Here is a 22,710-nt window from a genome sequence, read left to right as displayed (position 1 = left end):
AATGGCAAAAGAAGGTTTATTTTACAGGTTTCTGTTGTGGCGTGATAAGCATATAAAAGAGAAACATTTTATTCTGGTGATCAGTTTTCTGGTCGGTATATGTACGGCGGCGTCTGCTATCATACTGAAACAGTTGATTCATCTGATACAGCATATCCTTACCGGGAATTTTGATGCCAGTGGGGTGAACTACCTGTATCTGCTTTACCCGGTAATTGGTATCCTGCTGGCCGGATTGTTCGTTAAGTATATTGTACGTGATGATATCAGTCATGGGGTAACCAAGATCCTTTATGCTATTTCACAGCGTAAGAGCCGGATCAAACCGCATAATACCTGGACATCCATTGTCGCCAGTTCCGTGACTATCGGATTCGGTGGATCGGTAGGAGCAGAGGCCCCGATCGTTTTGACCGGAGCGGCTATCGGTTCCAATCTGGGGCGTTTGTTCCGTATGGAGCAGAAAACCTTAATGCTGTTGGTCGGCTGTGGGGCGGCAGGTGCGATTGCCGGTATTTTTAAGGCACCTATTGCCGGACTGGTTTTTGTGATCGAGGTATTATTGCTCGACCTGACCATGACCTCTGTATTGCCTTTATTGATTTCGTCGGTGACGGCAGCAACTGTTTCCTATATTTTTACAGGAACGGAAGCTATGTTTAAATTTTCTCAGACCGAGGTTTTTGAGATAGAACGTATTCCGTACGTACTGTTGTTGGGCGTTTTTTGTGGTCTGGTATCCTTGTATTTTACCCGTGTGATGAACCGGGTGGAAGGAATGTACCGGAAACTGGGTGTTTACTGGAAGAAGTTTCTGCTGGGAGGCGTGATGCTGAGTATCCTGATCTTCCTTTTCCCTCCGTTGTATGGTGAAGGTTACGATACGATCGGTTCTTTATTGAACGGACAGTTCTCGCATATTATGGATAAGAGTTTATTCTATGACCTGAATGATAATTACTGGGGAATTATCGTATTCCTGTTCCTGATCCTGCTGACTAAAGTTTTTGCATCGAGTGCGACTAATGCCGGTGGCGGTTGTGGTGGTATTTTTGCACCTAGTTTGTATTTAGGCTGTATATCAGGATTCCTGTTTGCTCATACCTCCAACTATTTCCCGTTTACGATGTATATTTCGGAAAAGAATTTTGCCCTGCTGGGCATGGCGGGGATCATGTCGGGAGTTATGCATGCACCGCTTACCGGGGTATTCCTGATTGCGGAACTTACCGGTGGATACGATCTTTTTCTTCCGTTAATGATCGTTTCCATCAGTTCATACCTGACAATTCTGATGTTCGAACCCCACAGTATCTACTCGATGCGTCTGGCTCAGAAAGGAGAATTGCTTACACACCATAAAGACCGTGCCGTACTGACTTTGCTGAATACCGATAGTGTGATCGAGAAAGACTTCCAGACTGTATCACCGGAAATGTCGCTGGGCGATATGGTTAAAGTAATTGCAAAGAGCGGACGAAATGCATTCCCGGTTATTGACGATAAAGGTGTTTTGTTGGGGATCGTGCAATTGGATAATATCCGCAACATTATGTTCCGTCCTGAGTTATATAACAGGTTTCATGTATCTAAGTTTATGGTCTCGGCCCCGGCCAAGATACAGATAGGAACCCCGATGGAGCAGATTATGGGTATATTTGATGATACGAAAGCCTGGAATCTTCCCGTGGTGGATGAAGAAGGCCGTTATGTCGGATTTATGTCGAAGTCGAAGATATTTAATTCATACCGCGAAGTATTGGTAGAAAACTTTTCAGGAGATTAAAAGATGGAAAAAAAAGATTTACGGATTGTATATATGGGTACTCCCGACTTTGCCGTGGAGAGCCTGCGTGCCTTGGTTGAAGGTGGTTATAATGTAGTAGGAGTGATTACGATGCCGGATAAACCGGTTGGACGTCATGGCAGTGTTTTGCAGGCCAGCCCGGTAAAAGAATATGCTTTGTCGCAGAATCTCCCGGTGTTGCAGCCGGAGAAGTTGAAGGATGAAGCGTTTATTTCAGAACTGCGTGCGCTGAATGCCGATTTGCAGATAGTGGTTGCTTTTCGTATGTTGCCGGAAGTAGTGTGGGATATGCCACGTTTCGGAACATTCAATCTGCATGCATCTTTGTTACCACAATATCGTGGGGCTGCTCCGATCAATTGGGCTGTTATTAACGGGGATACTGAAACTGGGGTTACAACTTTCTTCCTTACTCATGAAATCGATACCGGAAAAATTATCCGTCAGAAACATCTTCCGATAGCCGATACCGATAATGTGGGAATGGTACATGATGCACTAATGACAATAGGTGCAGGGTTGGTTACGGAGACGGTCGATTTATTGCTGGCCGGTAAAGTCGATGCCATTCCTCAGGAAGAGTTTATTAAAGATGTCATCGAGTTGCGTCCAGCTCCCAAGATATTTAAAGATACCTGCCGTATCGATTGGAATCAGCCGTTAAAGAAAATCTATGATTTTATCCGTGGTTTGTCTCCGTATCCTGCGGCCTGGACGGAGTTGGTTGCAGTGGATGGAAGTCGTCAGGCTTTAAAAGTCTATCAGGCCGAAAAACATCCTGCATCACATAATCAGGCTGTTGGTACTATCCTTACAGACGCAAAGAGCTATATCGATATCGTGGTTGAAGATGGTTATATCCGTCTTGTGGATCTTCAACTGGCTGGTAAGAAACGGATGGGCGTAAAAGACTTCCTGAACGGTAATAAACAAATCGGAAATTATACTGTAAAATAAGAATGGGAGAAACCAGACGTATTATCTATATCATCCTGGGTTCTTTCTTCCTGATATTGGGAGCAATCGGCCTGTTTGTACCGTTGCTCCCGACTACTCCTTTCTGGTTGTTGACCTGCTGGTTTTATCTTCGCAGTTCGGAGACGTTATATAACCGGGCGATGAGCAATCGCTATTTCGGCTCTTATATCAGAAACTATATGGTTGACAAAGCTATTCCTTTGCAATCGAAAATCATTTCTATTTCAGTCATGTGGCTTTCAGCTATTTTGACCTCTCTCTTTCTAATCGAATATCTCTGGGTGAAAGGGTTGCTGATATTGATCAGTATCGGGGTTACCTGGCATATAATCTCTTTTCCCACGAAGAAGAAATAAGTTTTCAGAACAACAATTCTTTTCTCCTTTTCCTGTATTCACCGGGGGTTATGCCATAATGGTTTTTAAAGACACGCGAAAAATAGGCATCATCGTAAAACCCTAGCCGGTAGGCAATCTCTTTTATATTATATTCATTGTTCACAAGAAGCGGGAGGGCTGCATTCATCCGTAGCAATGAAATATAATTGGCCGGAGTAGTGTTCAATGATTCCCTGAATAGCTTATGGAAATAGTTCGGTGAAATGTTACAGCAGTCTGCCAGTTGTTTCAGCCGGACAGGTTCGGTGAAATGTTCTTTTATATATAGAATAGCTGGTTCTATTATGCGGACAGAGTAGATTTCCTGTGGGGAAGTCCAAGGATAATTTTCCAATAAAGCAACAATCATGGCCTGGATACCGGCCTGCATGCGTAATGACTCCAGATAGTATTCCTTATAGGAAGTCGGTTCACCGGAGACGAGATCCTCTATATGGGCGAGTGAACAGGAAATGATATCCATTGTTCCCGTAAAATTGACAATTAACGGCATCGACAGCAGGCTATGATGTATAATTAAATCTTTGGGAATGAAATGAAGCCAGTTTGTGGAGAAAGAGTGCAGGCATTGCTGGGCTGTCAGTTTATTCCCGTTGATAAAATACAAGTTTCCGCTCTCCAACAAATATTCTTTGTTTTCATCAGACAGGAAGAGCTTCCCGTCGGTAATTTGATATATCTTGAAGCAGTTGTCTATATCCGAATGTTTTTTATTCCAGGTTTTATTACCTGTGTAAGTTCCTCCGGTAAGGATATCTATCGTATGGTTTAAATGAATCATATTGTTATTGTCTGAAATAAGATTGTACAATAATAGCCAAAAATTATACAATCCGTATGTGAAAAGGAATATTTATTTTTGCCGGTACTTAATTCTAAATGCAATATCATGAAAACAATAGTAGGAAGTCTGTGTGTTTGGTACACGATAATACTCTGTGTATTTACCGGTTGTAATCAGAAAAAGGTTATCCCTGATCCGGTCAGGGCACAAGAAGTAGCCGATCTTCGTTTCGGCATGTTTATCTGCTGGTCGTACAGTACGTTCTCCGGTAAGGAGTGGACCGGTGAACCACATGATGTCTCTTTCTTCCGTGCAACCTCCTGCAATACCGATCAATGGGCAAAGACTGCCAAAGAAGCGGGTATGAATTATATCCTGTTCCTGACCAAGCATCATGACGGTTTTTGTCTGTGGGATACACAGACGACCGATCTGAAAGTTACCAATGCACCGTTAAATACAGATGTACTGAAGAAATTACGTGCTTCGTGCGATAAATACAGTATAAAACTGGCTCTGTACTTTTCCGAAGGAGATTGGAATTGGGAAGGAGCCGAACGTGGACAAAGTCAGAAAGGCGGAAGTGATCCGGAAATGAAAAAAGCCCAGCTGAAAGAATTGCTTACCCAATACGGTCCGATAGAATTTATCTGGTTTGATCATGCCGTAGGGGACGGAGGTCTCTCACATGACGAAACAACGGCATGGGTACATCAGTTTCAGCCCAATTGTTTTGTCGGATATAATCATGGAGCACCTTCCGGTCGTCTGAGCTTACGTGAGCGGGGATGTGCCGGCCCGTTGGGTGGTGACAATCTTACCTGGGTGGCAGATGCCGGAAAGAATGAGAAAGCGTACGATGGTTATTTAGTCGCAGAGTTTACTTATCCCTTATTATCAGCTCATGAAGGTGGAGCGGATTGGTTTTATTCATTGCCACAACATGACTCGTTAGCTTACCCTGCAGAAAAAGTCTATAAGGATTATAAGGAAGCCGTTGAATACGGAAATATCTTTTCATTGAATATCGGCCCGGATTATAATGGAAATATTCGTGAGATAGACCGTAAGATACTTCAGGAAGTAGGTCGGATGATAAAAGAAAATATATAGAAACTGGTGGTTTGTATGCAAAAATTAGATAACCTGTTGTGGGGATTTATAGTTCGGTCGGGAAAAATTCATTGCTACTATTGAACCTGCCTCCGGATAAACGAGGAGTGATCCACGAAAATGATGTATCCAGCCTAATGAATATGCAACGAATACTGAGAAATACTTTTGAAAAGAATCTGACGGATGGAGCAAAGATTTCTTTCGGTAAAAATGAAATAGGGGTCTCTTTTGGCGAAGAACGGGAATTCGACCGGTTGCTTTTGCAGGAAAACATAACAGAAGGACAACGAATAGAAAAGTTTGTATTAGAATGCCGGGTGGATACTGAATGGATACCGGTAGCGGAAGGAACAACAGTCGGATATAAGCGAATTTTACGATTTGATCCGGTACGTTGTTGTGAAGCACGTATTGTTATCAAAGAAACGAGGGATGTCCCCCAAATATCGGAAATAGGTTTTTATAAGGCATCAGAAGAAGAAACGGTAAAGGAATAAATTCATTCTTTTCCGATAAAAAAGAGAAACAGGTGTGTCAAATGGTTATTATGAGACTTTGGCACACCTGTTTATTTGATTTAGCAATTGAACGAATTATCTGCTGAGAGCGTCTCGCTTTCAAACTCATGTTTTATTTGATTAACCCAATGCTTGATCCGTTCATCTGTCTTTTCGGGTTGATTTTCGATATCCAGCGCTAATCCTACGAACTTACCTTTTTTTACAGCCTGGGATTGATTGAAGCGGTATCCATCTGTTGAGGTATGGCCTATCACGATGGCTCCCCGTTTGGTAAAAGCTTCTGCCAGAAAACCGATTGCATCGACGAAATTATCCGGATATTTAACCTGGTCTCCCAGGCCAAAAACTGCTACTTTTTTTCCTTTCAGGTCGGAAGAGGTTACTACCGGCATTATTTCATCCCAATACGTAGGCAATTCTCCGTCAAACCAGGTTGAAGAACCGACAATAATATGATCGTATGACTCGAAATCTTTCTCTCCTGAATTTTCAACCGGGATAATATCGATCTGAACGTCATGGAATGCCTCTTTTATCTTTTGGGCAACTGCTGCCGTTTTCGCTGTGGACGAACCATAAAATAATCCAATCTTTTTCATACATCATTCTATTAATAATCCAACAAATCTTTAGCTGCTTTATAAATTTTCTCCTCATTCGGGAGGATCGCTTTTTCCAGGATCGGGTGAAAACCGACCGGGGTAAATATTGAACCGACCCGTTGTATCGGAGCATCCAGATACTGGAACAACTCTGCACCGATCATACTGGCTATTTCTGCTCCAAAACCAGAGAATACTTTGTCTTCATGTACGATTAAAACCTTACTTGTCTTTTTTACAGAGTCAAAGATCGTCTCTTTATCCAATGGAATCAATGACCGTATATCGATCACTTCGACATTCCGGCCATGTTCTTTCTGTAATCGTTCCGCGACATTCAAACAAAGATGGGTCGTATTGCCGTATGTAATAATACTCATATCTTCTCCCGGACGGCGGATACGAGCTTTCCCGAAAGGAACCTCGAAATCGTCAGGTACGAAAGTTGCCGCTTCAGTGGCATTGTACAGGGCTTTGGGTTCCAGGAATAATGTAAAACCCTTGGAACGCATGCTGGTACGGAGCAAACCGGCTGCATCATCGGCAAACGAAGGGTAAACGATGCGTGCTCCCGGCAGGGTTGTCAGTGCTCCTTCTATCGTTTGTGAATGATACAAGCCACCGCCGATGTAGCCACCGGAAGCGAGCCGCAGGGTTATATTCGGGGTGAATTGTCCGTAACTTCTCCAGTATTCATGTGTGCACTCTACATATTGCTCAATGGCAGGCCAGAAATAATCTGCAAATTCGGCTCCTTCAATTACGACATGTATCTTCGGATCGAACCTACACATCCCATTAGCCGAACCGACGATATAATCCTCTGCAATCGGCGCATTAAATACACGGGCGTCTCCAAATTCCTGTTGCATGCCTTTTGAGATATTGAAAACACCTCCTTTATCTTTGTTAGCAATATCTTGTCCCCAGATGAAAGTATCCGGGTTATACCGGAATTCTGCTTTTAGGGTTTTGTTGATAGCCGTAGCCAATGTTTCCTTTTCACCGGATTCATTTTGTATGCCGTCTACATATTTCTTAGGGAGGTAAGGTTCCGGCAATACGAAATCGGTAACTGTTGCAGGGTCCGGATCAGGGGCAGCCAGTGCTTTCCGGTTGGCTGCACTCAGGTCTTTCTTGGCTTTATCCTCGATCTCTTTCAGTTCTTCCTCCGTGAAACGTTTGTACCGGAGAAGCATACGCCGGAACTTCTGTAAGGGATCGGCCGCCTTTACGTAATTCAGCTCGTTTTCATCGCGGTATAAGGTATGCTTATCCGAATTGGAGTGGGAGCCGATACGCACACAATTGGCTTGTACAATTACCGGAATACGGTTGAGAGCATATTCTTTTGCCTCTGTCATGGCATTCATCGAGTCAAATACGTCTTTACCGTTACAATGAATGATCTTCAGGTTCTTGAAACCGGAGAAATTATCGGCTACTTTTCGGTTGGCCGTTTGGTCTTCTTTGGGTACGGAGATCCCGTATCCGTTATCCTGAATAACGAATATTACCGGTAAGCGTTCCGTACTGGCTCCGTTAATAGCCTCGTATACAAAACCTTCGGATGTCGCCGACTCTCCGTGGGAAGTGATAGCCACTCCTTTGTGTTTATAATAAACCATAGCCCTGCCTACACCGGCGGCATGCAGGTCGTGAGTTCCTGTGGCAGACGATATGTTCTCTATATTCCATTCCATTTTGGAGAAATGATTAGACATATGCCGTCCGGCACTTGTCAGGTCGGTTGCTTTGGATATTCCGTTCAGTATAACTTCTTCAGGGGTCATTCCTGCTGATAGTACCGTGAGCATATCCCGGTAATAGGGGAACAGGAAGTCTTCTCCTTTTTTGAATACCTGTCCGATCGCCAGCTGGATGCCATCATGACCGGCATAAGGGGCATGATACGACCAGCCCAGCGATTGTAACAGGTAAGAAGGGGCCTTTTCATCGAGAGCCCGTCCTAATGTCATCAGGTAAAACCATTTTTTCAGGGTTTCCTTATCTGTATTTTTTATATCGTACTTTTTCATTTTTGATCATATTAATTATTAAAGATCCCAGTTTTCCAGATAATCGGCAATGCGGCGCAGGAAAGCACCACCCAATGTCCCGTTGATGATCCGGTGGTCGTATGATAACGACAGGTACATTTTATGGCGGATGCCGATCATATCGCCTTCCGGTGTTTCAATCACTGCCGGTTTTTTCTCGATGTAGCCTACTCCCAGGATAGCAACCTGGGGTTGATTGATGATCGGTGTACCGAACAGGTTTTTGAATGTTCCGAAATTGGTGATCGTAAAGGTTCCTCCCTGTATATCGTCCGGAGATAGTTTATTGTTACGAGCTTTGTTTGCCAGTGAGTCGATAGCCACAGCCAAACCGTTCAGGTTCAGTTTGTCGGCATCATGTATCACCGGGACGATCAGGTTTCCGTCATTTAAAGAGACGGCAATACCTACGTTGATATGTTTCTTCAGGATCATCTGATAACCTTCTACCGACGCATTTACCTGTGGAAAATCTGCCAAGGCCTTGGCTGTAGCCTCTGTAATAGCCGGCATATATGTCAGGCTGATACCTTCGCGTTTCTGGAAAGCTTCTTTAGTGCGGGTACGCCATTTCACCAGTTTGGTAACGTCTACCTCCACCACTGTGGTAACATGCGGGGAAACCTTTTTAGATAATACCATATGATCTGCAACGATCTTGTGTACGCGATCCATTTCAACAACCTTATCTTCTGCGGTAGCCGACGATGGAGCGGCATGTGATGGAGAAGAGGTTGTTGCCTGTTGAACCTGAATAGCCGGTTCCGGCTTTTTCTCCGGCACAGCCTGCGTTGATTGAAGTTGCTGTTTTGGAGTTGTACCTTTCTTTCCGGAAAGATAATCTTTCATATCTTTTTTACTTAAACGTCCCATATAACCGGTTCCCGGAATAAGGTCCATTTCTTCTTTACTCAGATTAGCTTCTTTAGCCATCTGAAGAACGACAGGGGAATACCATCTTTCATCCTCTTTTGCCGCCTGTGCCTTAGGAATGACGGTTGAAGAAGTTGCTACGCTTGCACTTTCAGTGCTATTACTTACCACTTCTTCTTGGGGCGTTGCATTGTTGTCGGGAATATCCTCTTCGGATCCTTCCAGTTGGATAATGGCCACAGTTGTTCCCACAGCCACCGTATCGCCTTCACCAAATAATATTTTAAGTACTTTGCCGGCAACGGGAGATGGGATCTCCGCACTTACTTTTGCCGTACTTACTTCAAAAAGCACGTCATCTTCGTTTACCTGATCACTGGTTTTTACAGACCAGGAGATAATGGTCCCCTCTGTAACGCTTTCGCCCAGCTTGGGCATTTTTATTTCAAATGTAGCCATAGTTAATTAATCTTTTTGCTTTGTTCTTTCGCCGGATAAGTCCAGTTGACCTATACGTTTTATTTTCTCTATCGTTAAAATAGAACAACGGTTGGATGCGGAAAGTTCTATGTTACAAGGTTTAAGTGTTGTAAATCCAATTTCTGTCAGCATATTTGTTATTCCTTAACAACCGGATGTTTTCCAGGTCACTTGCGTTGAACTCGTAATAACGGTTATTATCTGTATGAGTGAAAAAATAGTCCATCAGTGAACGCTTCAATTCATCGATGGAAGTGGGTTTCGGAAACATACCGGATAGGTTTGTGACCGGACTTTTTACCGATTTAACAAAATAAGGACGGGAGATGGTTCCGTGAGCGGATAAAATATCTGATGGTTGAAGAACCCGGTTAAGTATATCCAGATCCGTGGAAAATAATAAGGTGGCATGATGCATCATCCTGCGTTTATGGATAGCCTGTGCACTTCCGGATATTTTTAATCCGTTGACGGTTAATCCCTGTCGTTCATCGGCTTTCGCATGAATTCCGAGAGTTCCGAGAAAACGGATTATACTTTCTGTAAACCGGATGGAGTCGATCTGGCTGCTATTTTCAATAAAGGTGAGGTTCAGGTTTCCCATATCGTGATACACAGCACCACCTCCGGAGAAACGGCGGGCTATCCGTATCTGTTTTTCCTGTATAAACTCCATATCTGCTTCTGCCCATATATTCTGATGTTTCCCGATAACGACAGCCGGTTCATTCTGCCACAACATAAAGATATCTTCCGAAAAGTTCTTTAGAAGATATTCTTCTGCTGCGAGATTGAACCAGGCGTCTGTATAGGTGTTGTAAATGCAAAGCATTACAGGTATAAACTTTCATGTATGACTTCTCCAACCGTAGGATGGGGAAAGACATTTTTTTTGAATTGCTCTGTCGTGTAACCGTTTTCTACGGCAATGCCGGCTGCAATAATGATTTCCGACGCAGGGTTTCCTAATAGATGGCAACCGATAATACGGTCGTCTGTGTCGGTGATTAGCTTGCATAGTCCGGTTCCCGTCTCATTCTCTGCCATAAAACGACCGGAATAAGTCATAGGGATCTTTACCACATTATAGGAGGTACCTTCTGCTTTCAATTCTTCTTCTGTTTTTCCTACGCCTGCGACTTCCGGGTTGGTGTAAACAACGGCTGGAATAGCTTTGTAGCTCATCCTGTCTTCACGTCTCAGCAGATGATTGATAGCAACTTCCGCTTCCCGGTAGGCCGTATGAGCCAACATGGAGAAACCGGTTACGTCACCACAGGCATACACATGAGGGTGGGAGGTTTGCATATATTCGTTCACTTTCACTCCATTGCGGAGAAGTTCCACAGAGAGTGTTTCAAGCCCCAGATTACTAACATTTGCTCTACGGCCGACGCTGACCAATATTTTGTCTGCTTCGATCTTCTCTGTTTTTCCGTTTTTTTCCACAATGACACTGTCGGGTGTTACCTCGATAACTTTTGTCTCAAGGAAAAACTCGACACCTCTCTTTGCGTACTCTGTACGGAGCATAGCCGACGCTTCTTTATCCATAGCCCCAAGTATTTCAGGCATCATTTCAATTACCTTCACTTTGACGCCCATACTGTTAAAGAATGAAGCAAATTCGATGCCGATCACTCCACCTCCGATAATAGCAATCGACCGGGGAAGCTCTTTCATGTCCAGTGCTTCTTTTGAAGTCCAGTACTCTACGTCCGACAATCCTTTGATGGGAGGGATGACTGTTTCAGAACCGGTACAAAGCAGGATGTTTCTTACAGCGAATACCTCTTCACCGCATTGGATCAGGATATATTCGTCTTCTTCACCCCGGATAACCGCTTCTCCCTGCACGATTGTTACACCGTTACCATTGAGTTTGGCTTTGACTCCGAGCGTCAGTTTTTTTACAGTCTTGTTTTTTCGGGCAATGATTTTACCCAAATCGAAGCCCGGAGAAGCATCCGCCTGTATTCCATATTTGGAGGCACTCTTTATATTATCCAGTATTTTGGCTGAATATAATAATGTCTTGGTAGGAATACATCCTTCGTTCAGGCATACTCCACCGATGGCATTCTTTTCAAAGAGAATAGTTTTTAACCCATTTTCAGCGGCCCGTTCACCGGCAGTGTAGCCGGCAGGTCCTCCTCCGATAATGGCTATATCGTATTTCATAATGGATGAATTTTAAATGTTTGAAAATCTTAGATAACAATCTTTGTATATACTTTTGTCTAATATATAAACAGCCGGAATTTCTGTTTTGTTGTGGAAATAAATTTAGTATTTGAAAACAATATTAAGGTGTGATATTTTGATCTGAAGGATTTATTTATGTAGTTTTGTGGAAAATCAATGATAAAATGGCAAAACAATCACATTCATACGAATTAAGGGACAAGAAGCCTTCTCCCAAGTTAGAGGAGCCTGTTGTTGCTTATGTTTCTGTTAACTTGCGAGAGACTTATTTGGATATTGTCTCTGAAGATATGTTCAGAAATACCATATCGAAGGCTGTTTCTGATTTTGAGAATGGGCTGACAATGCCCCATGATAAGATAGATGAATTGGTGAAAGTTCGAATGGGATGGAAATAGTTTGGTCATCTCTGGCTACAGAAGGGCTTCTTTCCATATTGGAATATGTTGAAACTGATTTTGGTAGCTATATATCTCAAAGAGTATATACAGATTTGACAGGATATATAGAAACTTTAACTCAATACCCTAATTTAGATATCCATGATGAATTATTTTCTACTGTAACTTAAGAGGTTCGTTATTTGATTTACAAGCAAAATATAATTTATTATTTGATCTATAAGGAGACAATATATATTTTGTCGATAGCGAACTCAAATCAGTCCCCGGAGCGTATACGAAAAGTGATATTAGATTATTTGCGGTCATATAAATAAAGATCGTTTTGAAGACCGGAAAAGTCTCAAAACGATCTTTATTTATGAAATATTTTATTTGAATACCAGAACCCTTTCACTCAGCGGTTTGAAATCTTTTTTACCCGGTTCTTTGGTCGGTGTTCCGAACGGCATTTGGGCGATCAGTTTCCAGTTGGGGTTGATGTTCCATTCTTCCCGTATCCTTTCATCGATCAATGGATTATAATGTTGCAGGGAAGCACCCAGACCGGCATCCTCTAGCATTGTCCATATAGCGAACTGATGCATCGCTGATGTCTGCTGCGACCAAATAGGGAAGTTATCTTTGTAGCTTGGAAATGCTTTCTGTAAATTCTCCACCACTTCCATATCTTCATAAAACAGGATAGTGCCGTATCCGCAATCGAAGCTGGTATTTATCTTGGCTAGTGTTTTTTCAAACGCTTCTGCCGGTACGATAACACGCAGGGCTTCTTTTGTGATATCCCAGAACTTCTTATGATTTTCACCTAAAAGAAGAACAATCCTTGTCGATTGTGAATTGAATGCAGAAGGAACGTTCGTTACGGCAAAGTCGATAATCTCTTTAATTTCATTGTCTGATATAGGAGAACTGTTAGTGATATTATAATAGGATCTCCTGTGTTTTACTGCTTCTTTAAAATTTTTAGCCATATTCATTGTAAGTTTTTATGTATCTATTTTAATAATATAACCATTTAGGCAGCTGTTTTGTTGCTCTAATTGATTTTCGTCTAAAAAACAATTGTATTTGTAATCAAAAACAACTGTTTTTAAAATCAAATACAATTGTTTTTGCTACTGAAAACGATTATCTGCAAACACTAAAGGGAAGGTTTGTATCAGCAAAGTGAAATGTGCTCTTTGATTCCTTTTAAAAGCTGAAAAAAATGCCGAAGGCCTTATATAATCTTTATATAAAATAATCTTTCTATATTTAAAGAGAAAAATAAGGCCATCCCCGATGTCTAATATGACGGTTACTTAAACGACTGGTAATAAGTTTACTAAAGGAGTAAATCCGTAATAATGCGCTAATATGAAATATCAACTAAAAAAATAGTATCATGATCTGTTTGAAAGGCGTTGTAAATGAGAGTGTTATATTAATCTATCCGGGGAATTTTATAAAGAGGCACAGGAATAAACGTCTGTCTATACAGTGAAATACTTGTTTGAGCCTAAAAAAACGGATGATACCGTTTTCGGAGATTTGTTGTAATATTTTTGGGCGTTTTGTATGGAATAATAAAAAATATTTTTTACCTTTGCGCCCTGTAAAGAGAGAAACTCTATTAGAATCTTCGTTCTGATCATGATGCTAGTTCGGAAAGGGAAGACAGATAGCAGGAGTTGTAATTAATTTATTGCGTTAATAAAAAAAGAAGATAGCAATGTCTAAAATTTGTCAAATTACCGGAAAGAAAGCAATGGTTGGCAACAACGTTTCTCACTCTAAGAGAAGAACGAAACGTAAGTTTGATGTTAACCTGTTTACTAAAAAGTTCTACTGGGTAGAACAGGATTGTTGGGTTAGCCTGAATATTTCAGCCGCAGGCTTGCGTACTATCAATAAGCTGGGTCTAGACGCAGCGATTAAAAAGGCAGCTGAAAAAGGTCATTTAAACGCTTAATTTGGAGGAGAATAAGAAATGGCAAAGAAAGCAAAAGGTAACAGAGTTCAGGTAATCATGGAATGTACCGAACACAAAGAAAGCGGTATGCCGGGTACATCCAGATATATCACTACCAAGAATAGAAAAAATACAACTCAGAGATTGGAATTGATGAAATACAACCCGATCCTGAAGAAGATGACTTTACACAAAGAAATTAAGTAATAGGAGATTTTAAACGATGGCAAAAAAAGCAGTTGCAACATTTAAGAAAGGTGACGGTCGTACTTACTCAAAAGTAATTAAGATGGTTAAGTCTCCGAAAACTGGTGCTTATATCTTCCAGGAAGAAATGATTCCTAACGAAGCGGTAAAAGATTATTTTGCGAAATAATTTTTATTCTATAAAATACAGAAAGAGGTTCTCCCCAAAAGAGAACCTCTTTTTTTTGTTCTTTTCTTTCAGGAGAAAAGAACGTATATAATAATGCTTCAAATCAAATATTTTTTTACTTTTGTATGGGCGTTTATGACGCATCGTGAATAAAATGTATAATAATAAGATTAATAATATAAACAATTAAGAACCATGAGATTTGATGTATCCAGCACTGCGCTGTTATCCCGTTTGCAGTCTATCAGCAAAGTTATTGCGTCTAAGAATTCTTTACCTATTCTCGACAGTTTCCTGTTCGACCTTGACGGTAATAAACTGACTATAACAGCTTCGGATGCTGAAACACGTCTGGTTACTTCTGTTGAGGTGATGAATTCAAAAGGCACCGGGCTTTTCGCTGTTTCTGCCAAGATACTGCTCGACCCTTTGAAAGAATTGCCGGAGCAACCGCTTACTTTTGATATCAACGATGAGAACCTGGAGATCTTTATCCATTTCCAGAACGGAAAGTATAATTTCATCGGGCAGAAAGGAGATACCTATCCGCAACAGAAACCGCTGAATGATAACGCGATTGCAATTACTGTCGAATCGCAGATGTTGCTCAACGGTATCAGCCGCTCTTTATTTGCAACAGCCGACGACGAGCTTCGTCCGGTGATGAACGGTGTCTATTTCGACATCCATACGGACGACCTGACTTTTGTCGCTTCAGACGGACATAAACTGGTTCGTTTACGTAACCTGTCGGTGAAATCGCCGGAAAGAGCTTCTTTCATCCTGCCGAAGAAACCGGCCAACCTATTGAAGAATGTACTGGCTAAAGGTTCAGAAATGGTAAGTATCAAGTTTGATGACAATAATGCTTATGTGAATTGTACGAACTTTGAAATGGTTTGCCGCCTGATCGAAGGACGTTATCCGAACTATAACAGCGTAATCCCGCAGGAAAATCCGTTTAAGGTAACGATCGATCGTGTTTCATTTCTAAATGCACTGAAACGTGTATCTGTTTTCTCCAACCCGGCGAGCAGCCTGGTTAAGTTGCAGTTGAAGGAAAGTGAAATGGTTGTTTCTGCACAGGATATCGATTTCTCTACTTCTGCGGAAGAAAAGATCGTATGCCAGTTTGACGGAACAGAACTGAATATCGGTTTCAAGGCGACTTATCTGATTGAAATATTGAGTAACATTAACTCGGAAGAAGTAATTCTGGAATTGGCTGATCCATCACGTGCCGGTTTGATCGTTCCTGCAGAAAATGAAGAGAACGAAGACTTATTGATGCTTCTCATGCCGATGATGTTGAATGACTAACAAATAAAAAATGCAATTAAACTTAAAGAACCCGATAGTCTTCTTCGACCTGGAGACTACGGGTATAAATATAGTAAAAGACCGTATCGTTGAAATCTCTTTTGTGAAGGTTCACCCTAACGGCAAGGAAGAGACGAAGACGAGAAGGATCAATCCGGAAATGCCGATTCCACCGGAGTCGACAGCCATTCATGGTATTACGGATGAAGATGTAAAAGATTGTCCTACCTTTAAAGAAATAGCCAAGTCACTGGCTGCACAGATCGAGGGTTGCGACCTGGCTGGATACAACTCTAACCGTTTCGATATTCCTCTGCTGGCGGAAGAATTCCTTCGGGCAGGCGTGGATATCGATCTCAACAAACGAAAATTTGTCGATGTACAGACTATTTTCCATAAAATGGAACAACGTACATTGTCGGCTGCCTATAAGTTCTATTGTGACAAGAGTCTGGAAAATGCCCATACGGCAGAAGCAGATACAATGGCTACCTACGAGATCCTGAAAGCGCAGCTGGACCGCTATTCCGAATTACAGAACGATATTGATTTTCTTTCCAAATATTCCAGCTTTACCGACAATGTGGATTTTGCCGGACGCATGGTGTATAACGAAAAGGGAGAGGAAGTGATCAATTTCGGTAAATATAAAGGAAAGCTGGTGGAAGAAGTATTAAAGACAGACCCCGGATATTATTCATGGATTATGAACGGTGACTTCCCGCTGAACACCAAGAAGATACTCACCGAAATTAAATTGAGAGGTTTTAATTCGAAATAACAGCAATGAATAACTTTGAGTTTGCCAATCCTGTAAAGGTTGTCTTCGGGAAAGGCTCAATTGCACGTTTATCCGCTTTGATCCCTTCTGGAAGCAAGGTATTGATGGTCTACGGAGGCGGAAGTATAAAGAAGAACGGTATCTATGACCAGGTGACAGAGGCATTGAAAGGTTTTGAGGTGACTGAATTTCAGGGAGTCGAAGCCAATCCGCACTATGAAACCTGCATGAAAGCGGTAGAGATCGTCAAGGAGAAAAACAGTAACTTTCTGTTGGCTGTAGGTGGAGGGTCGGTTATCGACGCTACCAAATTTATTGCGGCCGCTTATTATTACGAAGGAGAGCCCTGGGATATTCTATCGAAAGGTGGAGTGATAAAACAGGCATTGCCATTGGGCGCTGTCTTGACTTTATCGGCTACCGGTTCGGAAATGAACGAACGTTCTGTTATCTCACGTGTCGAGACTCGCGAGAAACTGAATTTTGCCAGTCCGTTAGTTTTCCCTCAGTTTGCTATCCTGGACCCGGAAGTGACCTATTCATTACCTGCCAGGCAAGTGGCAAACGGCGTGGTGGACTCGTTTATCCATGTCGTCGAACAATATCTGACCTATCCCGTTAATGCAAAAGTACAGGATGCTTTCTCCGAAGGCCTGATGAAGGTAATCTATGAAGAAGGAATGAAAGTACTGGATCATCCGAACGATTATGATATCCGTGCCAACCTGATGTGGGCTGCTACCAATGCATTGAATGTATGGATCGGACAAGGAGTGCCTCAGGACTGGTCGTCCCACCGGATGGGATATGCCCTGACTGCCCAGTTCGGTTTGGATCATGCACAGACACTGGCTATTCTGTTGCCGGGTGTTATGACTTACATGTTCAAGGAAAAACAGGTGAAGCTGGCACGTATGGGTGAAGTCGTATTCGGTATTGCAGAAGGAACGGAAGAAGAACGTGCCCGTAAAACGATTGCTGCCTGTGAAAATTTCTTCCGTCATATGGGGTTGAAAACCCGTTTAGGTGAATGCGGCATTAAGGAAAGCGATCTGGATGCACTGGCTGCCCCGGTAGATAAGCAGGGCTGGCATCTGGGTGAACACCATAATATTGATAGTAAGGTAACGCGCGACATCCTGATGTTGCGTTTATAAGAAAAAAAGATGTTGAAAGGTAAACATATCATACTGGGAATTACAGGAAGTATAGCGGCATACAAGGCAGCTTATATTATCCGTGCCCTGGTGAAGAAAGGTGCCGAAGTACAGGTGGTGATAACCCCTGCCGGAAAAGAGTTTATTACACCGATAACGCTTTCTGCTTTAAGTAGTAAGCCGGTTATCAGTGAGTTTTTCTCTAACCGGGACGGTTCATGGAATAGTCATGTCGACCTCGGATTATGGGCGGATGCTATGCTGATTGCTCCGGCTACGGCTTCGACGATCGGTAAGATGGCGAACGGTATTGCAGATAATATGTTGATCACGACTTATCTGTCATGTAAAGCTCCGGTGTTTGTGGCTCCCGCTATGGACCTGGATATGTTTGCCCATCCTTCTACACAGCAGAACCTTGATCGTCTCCGTTCATTCGGAAACCATATCATTGAACCGGCCGAAGGCGAGTTGGCGAGCCATCTGGTCGGTAAGGGAAGGATGGAAGAACCGGACAAAATAATCACTGTCCTGGAAGAGTTTTTTGCCTCCCGATCCATACTTGAAAAAAAAAAGATTGTAATAACAGCCGGTCCGACGTACGAAAAGATTGATCCCGTACGTTTTATAGGTAACTATTCTTCCGGAAAGATGGGATTTGCACTGGCGGAAGCCTGTGCAGCACAGGGAGCGGAAGTTACATTGATCGCTGGACCGGTTTCGTTGACAACGACGCATCCGAATATACACCGGGTCGATGTAGAGTCTGCCGAAGAGATGTACGAGGCGGCTATGGCTGTCTATCCGGAGGCGGATGCCGGGATTTTGTGTGCTGCCGTGGCGGATTACCGTCCGGAGGTACAGGCTGGCGAGAAGATCAAACGGGAAAGTAAAGGGGATATTATGCTTCACCTCGTACCCAACAAGGATATTGCTGCCTTTTTAGGAGCAATCAAACGGGAGGGGCAGGTGCTGGTCGGTTTTGCGTTGGAGACGAACAATGAAGCGACCAATGCTGAAAGTAAGCTGAAGCGGAAAAACCTCGATTTCATCGTGTTGAATTCACTTCGCGATGCCGGTGCCGGATTTCGTTGCGATACCAATAAGATCTCAATTATCGACAACAAGGGAGAAGTAGCCAGCTATCCGCTGAAAAGTAAACAGGGGGTGGCGACTGATATCGTAAACAAGTTGGCAACATTATTGAAATGAAAATGATTAAAAGACTGTTATTCCTGTTCCTGTTGGGAACCATACCTTTCACCGGTAAAGCACAAGAATTGAATGCCCAGGTCAAAATCAACAGAGAAAAGATCCAGGGTACCATGACGGTGTTTGAAACGTTGGAAAAGGCATTGACCGAGTTTATCAATAACCGGAAATGGACGGATGCAACCTTCGCTGTCAACGAACGGATTGACTGTACTTTTAATATTATCATCAATGAAAAGCCTTCCGATAATAGCTTCAAGGCTGAAATACAGGTGCAGGCACGCCGTCCGGTCTATAACTCCAGTTATACAACCACATTATTGAACTTCCGTGATACTCAGCTCGATTTCGATTATACGGAATACGAACCGTTTGAATATACGGAAAATTCATTGAGCAGTAATTTGACGGCTACACTTGTTTTCTATATTTATACCATTCTGGGACTAGACTTCGACAGTTTTGCTCCGAAGGGGGGAAATCCTTTCTTCCAGCAGGCACAACAGATCGTAACCCTGGCGCAGGCACAGATGTCGTGGAACGGCTGGAAGGCTTTCGACAGCGACCGTAACCGTCATGCTCTTGCTACTGCCCTGACAGAGAATAGTTCCGAGGCTTTTCGTAATATGTGGTACGACTATCACCGTAAAGGCCTCGATGAAATGGCTGCTAATCCTGATCGTGGCCGTACGACAATCATATCTCTGTTACCGGTTATGGAGGAGTTGAAGAAAACCCGGCCGAACTCCGTCCTGTTGCAGATGTTTGCCGATGCTAAACTGGATGAAATTGTTGCTATCTATTCTAAAGCGACTACAACGGAGAAACAGGAAGGATATAAATTGCTTTCTAATCTCTATCCGGCAATGACTACCCGTTTGGAGGCACTTAAAAAATAAAAATGAACTATGCTGAAATCTTTATTTATACAGAATTTTGTCTTAATAGATAGTCTGGATATTCAGTTCGATAACGGCTTTTCGGTGATAACCGGTGAAACGGGAGCCGGAAAGTCTATTATTTTAGGGGCATTATCATTGGTTCTCGGTCAGCGTGCAGACGGGAAGAGCATAAAGAACGGCTCCGACAAATGTGTGATCGAGGCGACTTTTGATGTTTCCAAATACCAGTTGGAAGAGTTTTTCCATACCAATGATCTGGAGTATGATCCGGAGATCTGTATCCTTCGCCGGGAATTATTCGCTTCCGGTAAATCGCGCGCTTTCGTAAATGACTCGCCTGTCTCTCTGAATGTGATGAAGGAGTTAGGCAGCCGTTTGATCGATATCCACTCGCAGCATCAGAACTTGTTGTTGGGGGATAACCGTTTTCAGTTGAAAGTGATCGATGTAATGGCAGAGAACGAGATCCTGTTGATTCTGTATCGTAAGGAGTTCCGGCGTTACCAGTCTCTGAAAAGGGAATTGAGGGAAGTGACGGAGAAAGCCGACCAGAACCGACAGGAAGAGGATTATATTCGTTTCCAGCTGGAGCAATTGACGGAAGCCCGTTTGATTGCCGGTGAACAGGAAGAACTGGAACAGGAGCTGGAAACGTTGTCGCATGCCGAAGATATCAAAGGTTCATTATATAAGATAACCGAGTTGCTGAATGGAGAGGAACAGGGGAGTGTCCGCTTGATAAAAGAGGCGCTTTCTACTGCCGACTCACTGGAACGTTATTACCCTAAAGCGAAAGAGATTGCCGAACGTTTGCGGTCGGCTTATATCGACCTGAATGATTTGGCTTCCGAAACCGATGTCCTGAAAGAAGATGTGGAATTCAGCCCCGAACGTCTGGATTGGGTGAACGAACGTTTGAATACGCTTTATACCTTGGAGCAGAAACATCGCGTTTCTACCGTCGAGGAACTGATTACCATACAGGATAAATATACAGAGCAACTACGTGATATCGACTCGTTCGACGAACAGATAGAAGCAATAAAGGGACAGTTGGATATTTCTCACCAGGAACTGCTTCAACAGGCTGCCGTACTGAGCGAACAGCGTAAGATTGCCTCCCGTGCGATTGCTTCCCAATTAGTCGAGATGGTCATTCCGTTGGGAATGCCTAATGTGCAGTTTGCCGTCGATTTCGTTTCCCGTCCCGAACCTGAAAGCGATGGAATGGACGATATCCGTTTTCTCTTCTCTGCCAATAAGAGCGGCGAACTGCAACCGGTGGCACAAACAGCATCCGGTGGTGAAATTTCCCGCCTGATGTTATGTATAAAGGCAATGATTGCCGGTTTTACAGCTCTTCCTGCAATTATTTTTGATGAAGTGGATACAGGAGTTTCCGGAGATATTGCCGATAAAATGGGGGATATTATGCAGGATCTGGGTGCAAAAATGCAGGTGATCACCATTACGCATCTACCACAGATCGCAGCAAAAGGCAAAGAGCATTTCTTTGTCTATAAGGAAGATACGACAGAACGTACAATTACGCGTATCAAGAAACTGAACAAAGAAGAGCGCATAAAGGAAGTGGCCCGTATGTTGAGCGGTGCCTCCCTGACTGGGGCTTCGATTGCCAATGCGAAAGAGTTGTTGAAAGTGAAACGATGATTTTGCCTGTTAAACCATTTCATCCGAGATTGGTCATAGTAATAATTACTAACTAAAAACTAAAAGTCATGAAACGGATTAGCTTTATATGTTTGTTGATTTTGTTGTGTAGTTTGCCGGGACGAGCTCAGTTTTGGATCAGTTTTGGTTGGAATGAACCACATTGCCAGAGTTGCCTTTGGATGGAACAGGCCATGCGTCTGAATGGACGACAAGCTGCCGATTATCACAATATCGTTCATAAATACGGCCAGAAGATAGAGAAAGAGGCTCGTAAACATTACCGTTACTGGGATCAGTCTGCCAAAAAGATATTTAACCTGCGTATGGAACGCGACCGTAAGTTGCAACGCGTTCTTTCTCCTTCACAGTTCCGCCTGTATGTTCGTTTCGTTCGCGAACGTCCGCAGCGTATCCATGATTATCAGGGATGGTATAACAACCCTCATTATCCGGAATATCGCCCGTCGAATGTTTGCTGGCGTTATGAGGATCATTACTGGCATAACCAGTGGGAATATACTAACGGACGATGGAATGGACATTTTGATGATGGTAAATGGTATCCGGGTAAATATGATCGCCCCGGTCATCCCGAACATCGTCCCGACCGTCCTAATCATAACAACGGTCAATGGCGCCCGGATAAAAATAACCGTCCCGGTCATAATCAGCATTACGACAGACCTTCCAGACCGAAGAACGACCGGTATAATAAAGATAAAAATTCCGATAACAGGAAAGATCGTGATAAAGACCGGAAAGACAAAGATCGTAAGGAAAAAGATAAGAAAGATAGCAAACGACAGGAAAGTAAGCGTTCTGAAGTTTATCGCAGAAGCTGAAAGTCGGAATGAACTGAAACGGTTTACCGGACAGTATTCACAGGTAAATATCCGCCGGTTGCGGGCTGAGTTAGGCACTTATTTACTCCTGGGATTGGAATTGTTGATCGCCTCCGATATTCTTAAAACCGTCTTGGAGCCTAGTTTGGATGAACTGGCTATCCTTGGCGGTATTGTTGTTTTAAGGACAGTCCTGTCTGTCTTCTTAAATAAAGAGATCAAGGAATTAGATAGTGAAAAGAACGCTTCATAGTCAGTCGGAATTAG

The 22,710-nt window shown here is 42.9% G+C and carries 24 protein-coding genes and 1 pseudogene; 18 read left to right on the top strand and 7 right to left on the bottom strand.

The genetic code is table 11. The features are described from left to right. Position 1 precedes the first annotated feature (1 nt). From M1P97_RS05970 to M1P97_RS05960, 3 genes are read left to right on the top strand one after another with little or no spacing between them, the layout of a single operon-like run. Positions 2-1,786: a chloride channel protein gene (locus tag M1P97_RS05970; protein WP_129733456.1), complete on the top strand. Its 1,785-nt coding sequence runs from the start codon at positions 2-4 to the stop codon at positions 1,784-1,786. A gap of 3 nt (positions 1,787-1,789) precedes the next feature. Continuing rightward, positions 1,790-2,764, top strand: coding sequence for a methionyl-tRNA formyltransferase (gene fmt / locus M1P97_RS05965; protein ID WP_195373818.1), 975 nt, complete (start codon positions 1,790-1,792; stop codon positions 2,762-2,764). 2 nt (positions 2,765-2,766) lie between these two features. Next, on the top strand, positions 2,767-3,141 hold the full coding sequence (locus M1P97_RS05960) for a YbaN family protein (RefSeq protein WP_195373820.1): 375 nt from the start codon (positions 2,767-2,769) through the stop codon (positions 3,139-3,141). 4 nt (positions 3,142-3,145) lie between these two features. Here the strand turns inward: M1P97_RS05960 and M1P97_RS05955 are convergent, their stop codons facing one another. Next, positions 3,146-3,964 (bottom strand): helix-turn-helix transcriptional regulator, encoded by an 819-nt coding sequence (locus M1P97_RS05955; RefSeq protein WP_249388643.1) that lies wholly within the window; start codon positions 3,962-3,964, stop codon positions 3,146-3,148. A 108-nt stretch (positions 3,965-4,072) separates the two neighbouring features. On the opposite strand from M1P97_RS05955, the gene M1P97_RS05950 reads away from it, so the two are divergent. Beyond that, complete coding sequence (locus M1P97_RS05950; protein WP_249388642.1) at positions 4,073-5,080, top strand: alpha-L-fucosidase; 1,008 nt, start codon at positions 4,073-4,075, stop codon at positions 5,078-5,080. Positions 5,081-5,118: 38 nt separating this feature from the next. Continuing rightward, positions 5,119-5,580, top strand: coding sequence for a hypothetical protein (locus M1P97_RS05945; protein ID WP_249388641.1), 462 nt, complete (start codon positions 5,119-5,121; stop codon positions 5,578-5,580). 80 nt (positions 5,581-5,660) lie between these two features. On the opposite strand, the gene M1P97_RS05940 is transcribed toward M1P97_RS05945, so the two are convergent. From M1P97_RS05940 to lpdA, 5 genes are all read right to left on the bottom strand, one after another. Further along, on the bottom strand, positions 5,661-6,203 hold the full coding sequence (locus M1P97_RS05940; protein ID WP_195373826.1) for a flavodoxin: 543 nt from the start codon (positions 6,201-6,203) through the stop codon (positions 5,661-5,663). An 11-nt stretch (positions 6,204-6,214) separates the two neighbouring features. Continuing rightward, positions 6,215-8,245 (bottom strand): alpha-ketoacid dehydrogenase subunit alpha/beta, encoded by a 2,031-nt coding sequence (locus tag M1P97_RS05935; RefSeq protein ID WP_195373827.1) that lies wholly within the window; start codon positions 8,243-8,245, stop codon positions 6,215-6,217. Positions 8,246-8,263: 18 nt separating this feature from the next. Beyond that, positions 8,264-9,598, bottom strand: coding sequence for a dihydrolipoamide acetyltransferase family protein (locus M1P97_RS05930; RefSeq protein ID WP_195373829.1), 1,335 nt, complete (start codon positions 9,596-9,598; stop codon positions 8,264-8,266). 121 nt (positions 9,599-9,719) lie between these two features. Beyond that, the gene (locus tag M1P97_RS05925) at positions 9,720-10,451 is read right to left on the bottom strand and encodes a lipoate--protein ligase family protein (protein ID WP_249388640.1); all 732 of its coding nucleotides are present in this window, start codon (positions 10,449-10,451) and stop codon (positions 9,720-9,722) included. Further along, positions 10,451-11,800 (bottom strand): dihydrolipoyl dehydrogenase, encoded by a 1,350-nt coding sequence (lpdA, locus tag M1P97_RS05920; protein WP_249388639.1) that lies wholly within the window; start codon positions 11,798-11,800, stop codon positions 10,451-10,453. The genes M1P97_RS05925 and lpdA overlap by 1 nt, the downstream gene beginning before the upstream one ends. A 188-nt stretch (positions 11,801-11,988) precedes the next feature. Between lpdA and M1P97_RS05915 the strand changes: the two genes are divergently transcribed. Next, the gene (locus tag M1P97_RS05915) at positions 11,989-12,222 is read left to right on the top strand and encodes a hypothetical protein (protein ID WP_249388638.1); all 234 of its coding nucleotides are present in this window, start codon (positions 11,989-11,991) and stop codon (positions 12,220-12,222) included. Then, on the top strand, positions 12,213-12,395 hold the full coding sequence (locus M1P97_RS05910; RefSeq protein WP_249388637.1) for a hypothetical protein: 183 nt from the start codon (positions 12,213-12,215) through the stop codon (positions 12,393-12,395). Before M1P97_RS05915 ends, M1P97_RS05910 begins: the two co-directional genes overlap by 10 nt. A gap of 201 nt (positions 12,396-12,596) precedes the next feature. Here the strand turns inward: M1P97_RS05910 and M1P97_RS05905 are convergent, their stop codons facing one another. Then, the gene (locus M1P97_RS05905; RefSeq protein WP_249388636.1) at positions 12,597-13,199 is read right to left on the bottom strand and encodes a nitroreductase family protein; all 603 of its coding nucleotides are present in this window, start codon (positions 13,197-13,199) and stop codon (positions 12,597-12,599) included. A gap of 740 nt (positions 13,200-13,939) precedes the next feature. Here M1P97_RS05905 and rpmB point away from each other — a divergent pair. The 11 genes and pseudogenes from rpmB to M1P97_RS05850 form a co-directional block, all read left to right on the top strand. Beyond that, positions 13,940-14,179: a 50S ribosomal protein L28 gene (gene rpmB / locus M1P97_RS05900; RefSeq protein WP_195373840.1), complete on the top strand. Its 240-nt coding sequence runs from the start codon at positions 13,940-13,942 to the stop codon at positions 14,177-14,179. An 18-nt stretch (positions 14,180-14,197) separates the two neighbouring features. Beyond that, positions 14,198-14,386 (top strand): 50S ribosomal protein L33, encoded by a 189-nt coding sequence (rpmG, locus tag M1P97_RS05895; RefSeq protein WP_007657199.1) that lies wholly within the window; start codon positions 14,198-14,200, stop codon positions 14,384-14,386. 16 nt (positions 14,387-14,402) lie between these two features. Next, positions 14,403-14,555: a DUF4295 domain-containing protein gene (locus M1P97_RS05890; RefSeq protein WP_005638125.1), complete on the top strand. Its 153-nt coding sequence runs from the start codon at positions 14,403-14,405 to the stop codon at positions 14,553-14,555. 195 nt (positions 14,556-14,750) lie between these two features. Continuing rightward, a complete protein-coding gene (gene dnaN / locus M1P97_RS05885) occupies positions 14,751-15,875 on the top strand; it encodes a DNA polymerase III subunit beta (RefSeq protein ID WP_129733466.1) in 1,125 nt (374 codons plus the stop codon). 10 nt (positions 15,876-15,885) lie between these two features. After that, positions 15,886-16,656 (top strand): 3'-5' exonuclease, encoded by a 771-nt coding sequence (locus M1P97_RS05880; protein WP_075557641.1) that lies wholly within the window; start codon positions 15,886-15,888, stop codon positions 16,654-16,656. Positions 16,657-16,661: 5 nt separating this feature from the next. Continuing rightward, complete coding sequence (locus M1P97_RS05875) at positions 16,662-17,813, top strand: iron-containing alcohol dehydrogenase (protein WP_195373842.1); 1,152 nt, start codon at positions 16,662-16,664, stop codon at positions 17,811-17,813. Positions 17,814-17,822: 9 nt separating this feature from the next. After that, on the top strand, positions 17,823-19,025 hold the full coding sequence (gene coaBC, locus M1P97_RS05870; protein WP_249388635.1) for a bifunctional phosphopantothenoylcysteine decarboxylase/phosphopantothenate--cysteine ligase CoaBC: 1,203 nt from the start codon (positions 17,823-17,825) through the stop codon (positions 19,023-19,025). Beyond that, positions 19,022-19,924 carry a type IX secretion system protein PorD gene (porD, locus tag M1P97_RS05865; RefSeq protein WP_195373855.1) on the top strand — a complete coding sequence of 301 codons (903 nt, stop codon included), beginning with the start codon at positions 19,022-19,024 and terminating at the stop codon, positions 19,922-19,924. The genes coaBC and porD overlap by 4 nt, the downstream gene beginning before the upstream one ends. Before the next feature lie 9 nt (positions 19,925-19,933). Continuing rightward, positions 19,934-21,598, top strand: a complete 1,665-nt coding sequence (recN, locus tag M1P97_RS05860; protein ID WP_195373857.1) for a DNA repair protein RecN — start codon at positions 19,934-19,936, stop codon at positions 21,596-21,598. Positions 21,599-21,666: 68 nt separating this feature from the next. Further along, positions 21,667-22,443: a hypothetical protein gene (locus M1P97_RS05855; protein ID WP_249388634.1), complete on the top strand. Its 777-nt coding sequence runs from the start codon at positions 21,667-21,669 to the stop codon at positions 22,441-22,443. A gap of 4 nt (positions 22,444-22,447) precedes the next feature. Then, positions 22,448-22,696: pseudogene (locus tag M1P97_RS05850) on the top strand (DUF1622 domain-containing protein); the annotation flags it as partial. Positions 22,697-22,710 lie beyond the last annotated feature (14 nt).

It is taken from the genome of Parabacteroides leei, assembly GCF_023369805.1.
Classification (GTDB): Bacteria; Bacteroidota; Bacteroidia; order Bacteroidales; family Tannerellaceae; genus Parabacteroides; species Parabacteroides leei.
Note: the sequence above shows the minus strand (reverse complement) of the source record. Positions and strands in the feature narration are given on the sequence as shown.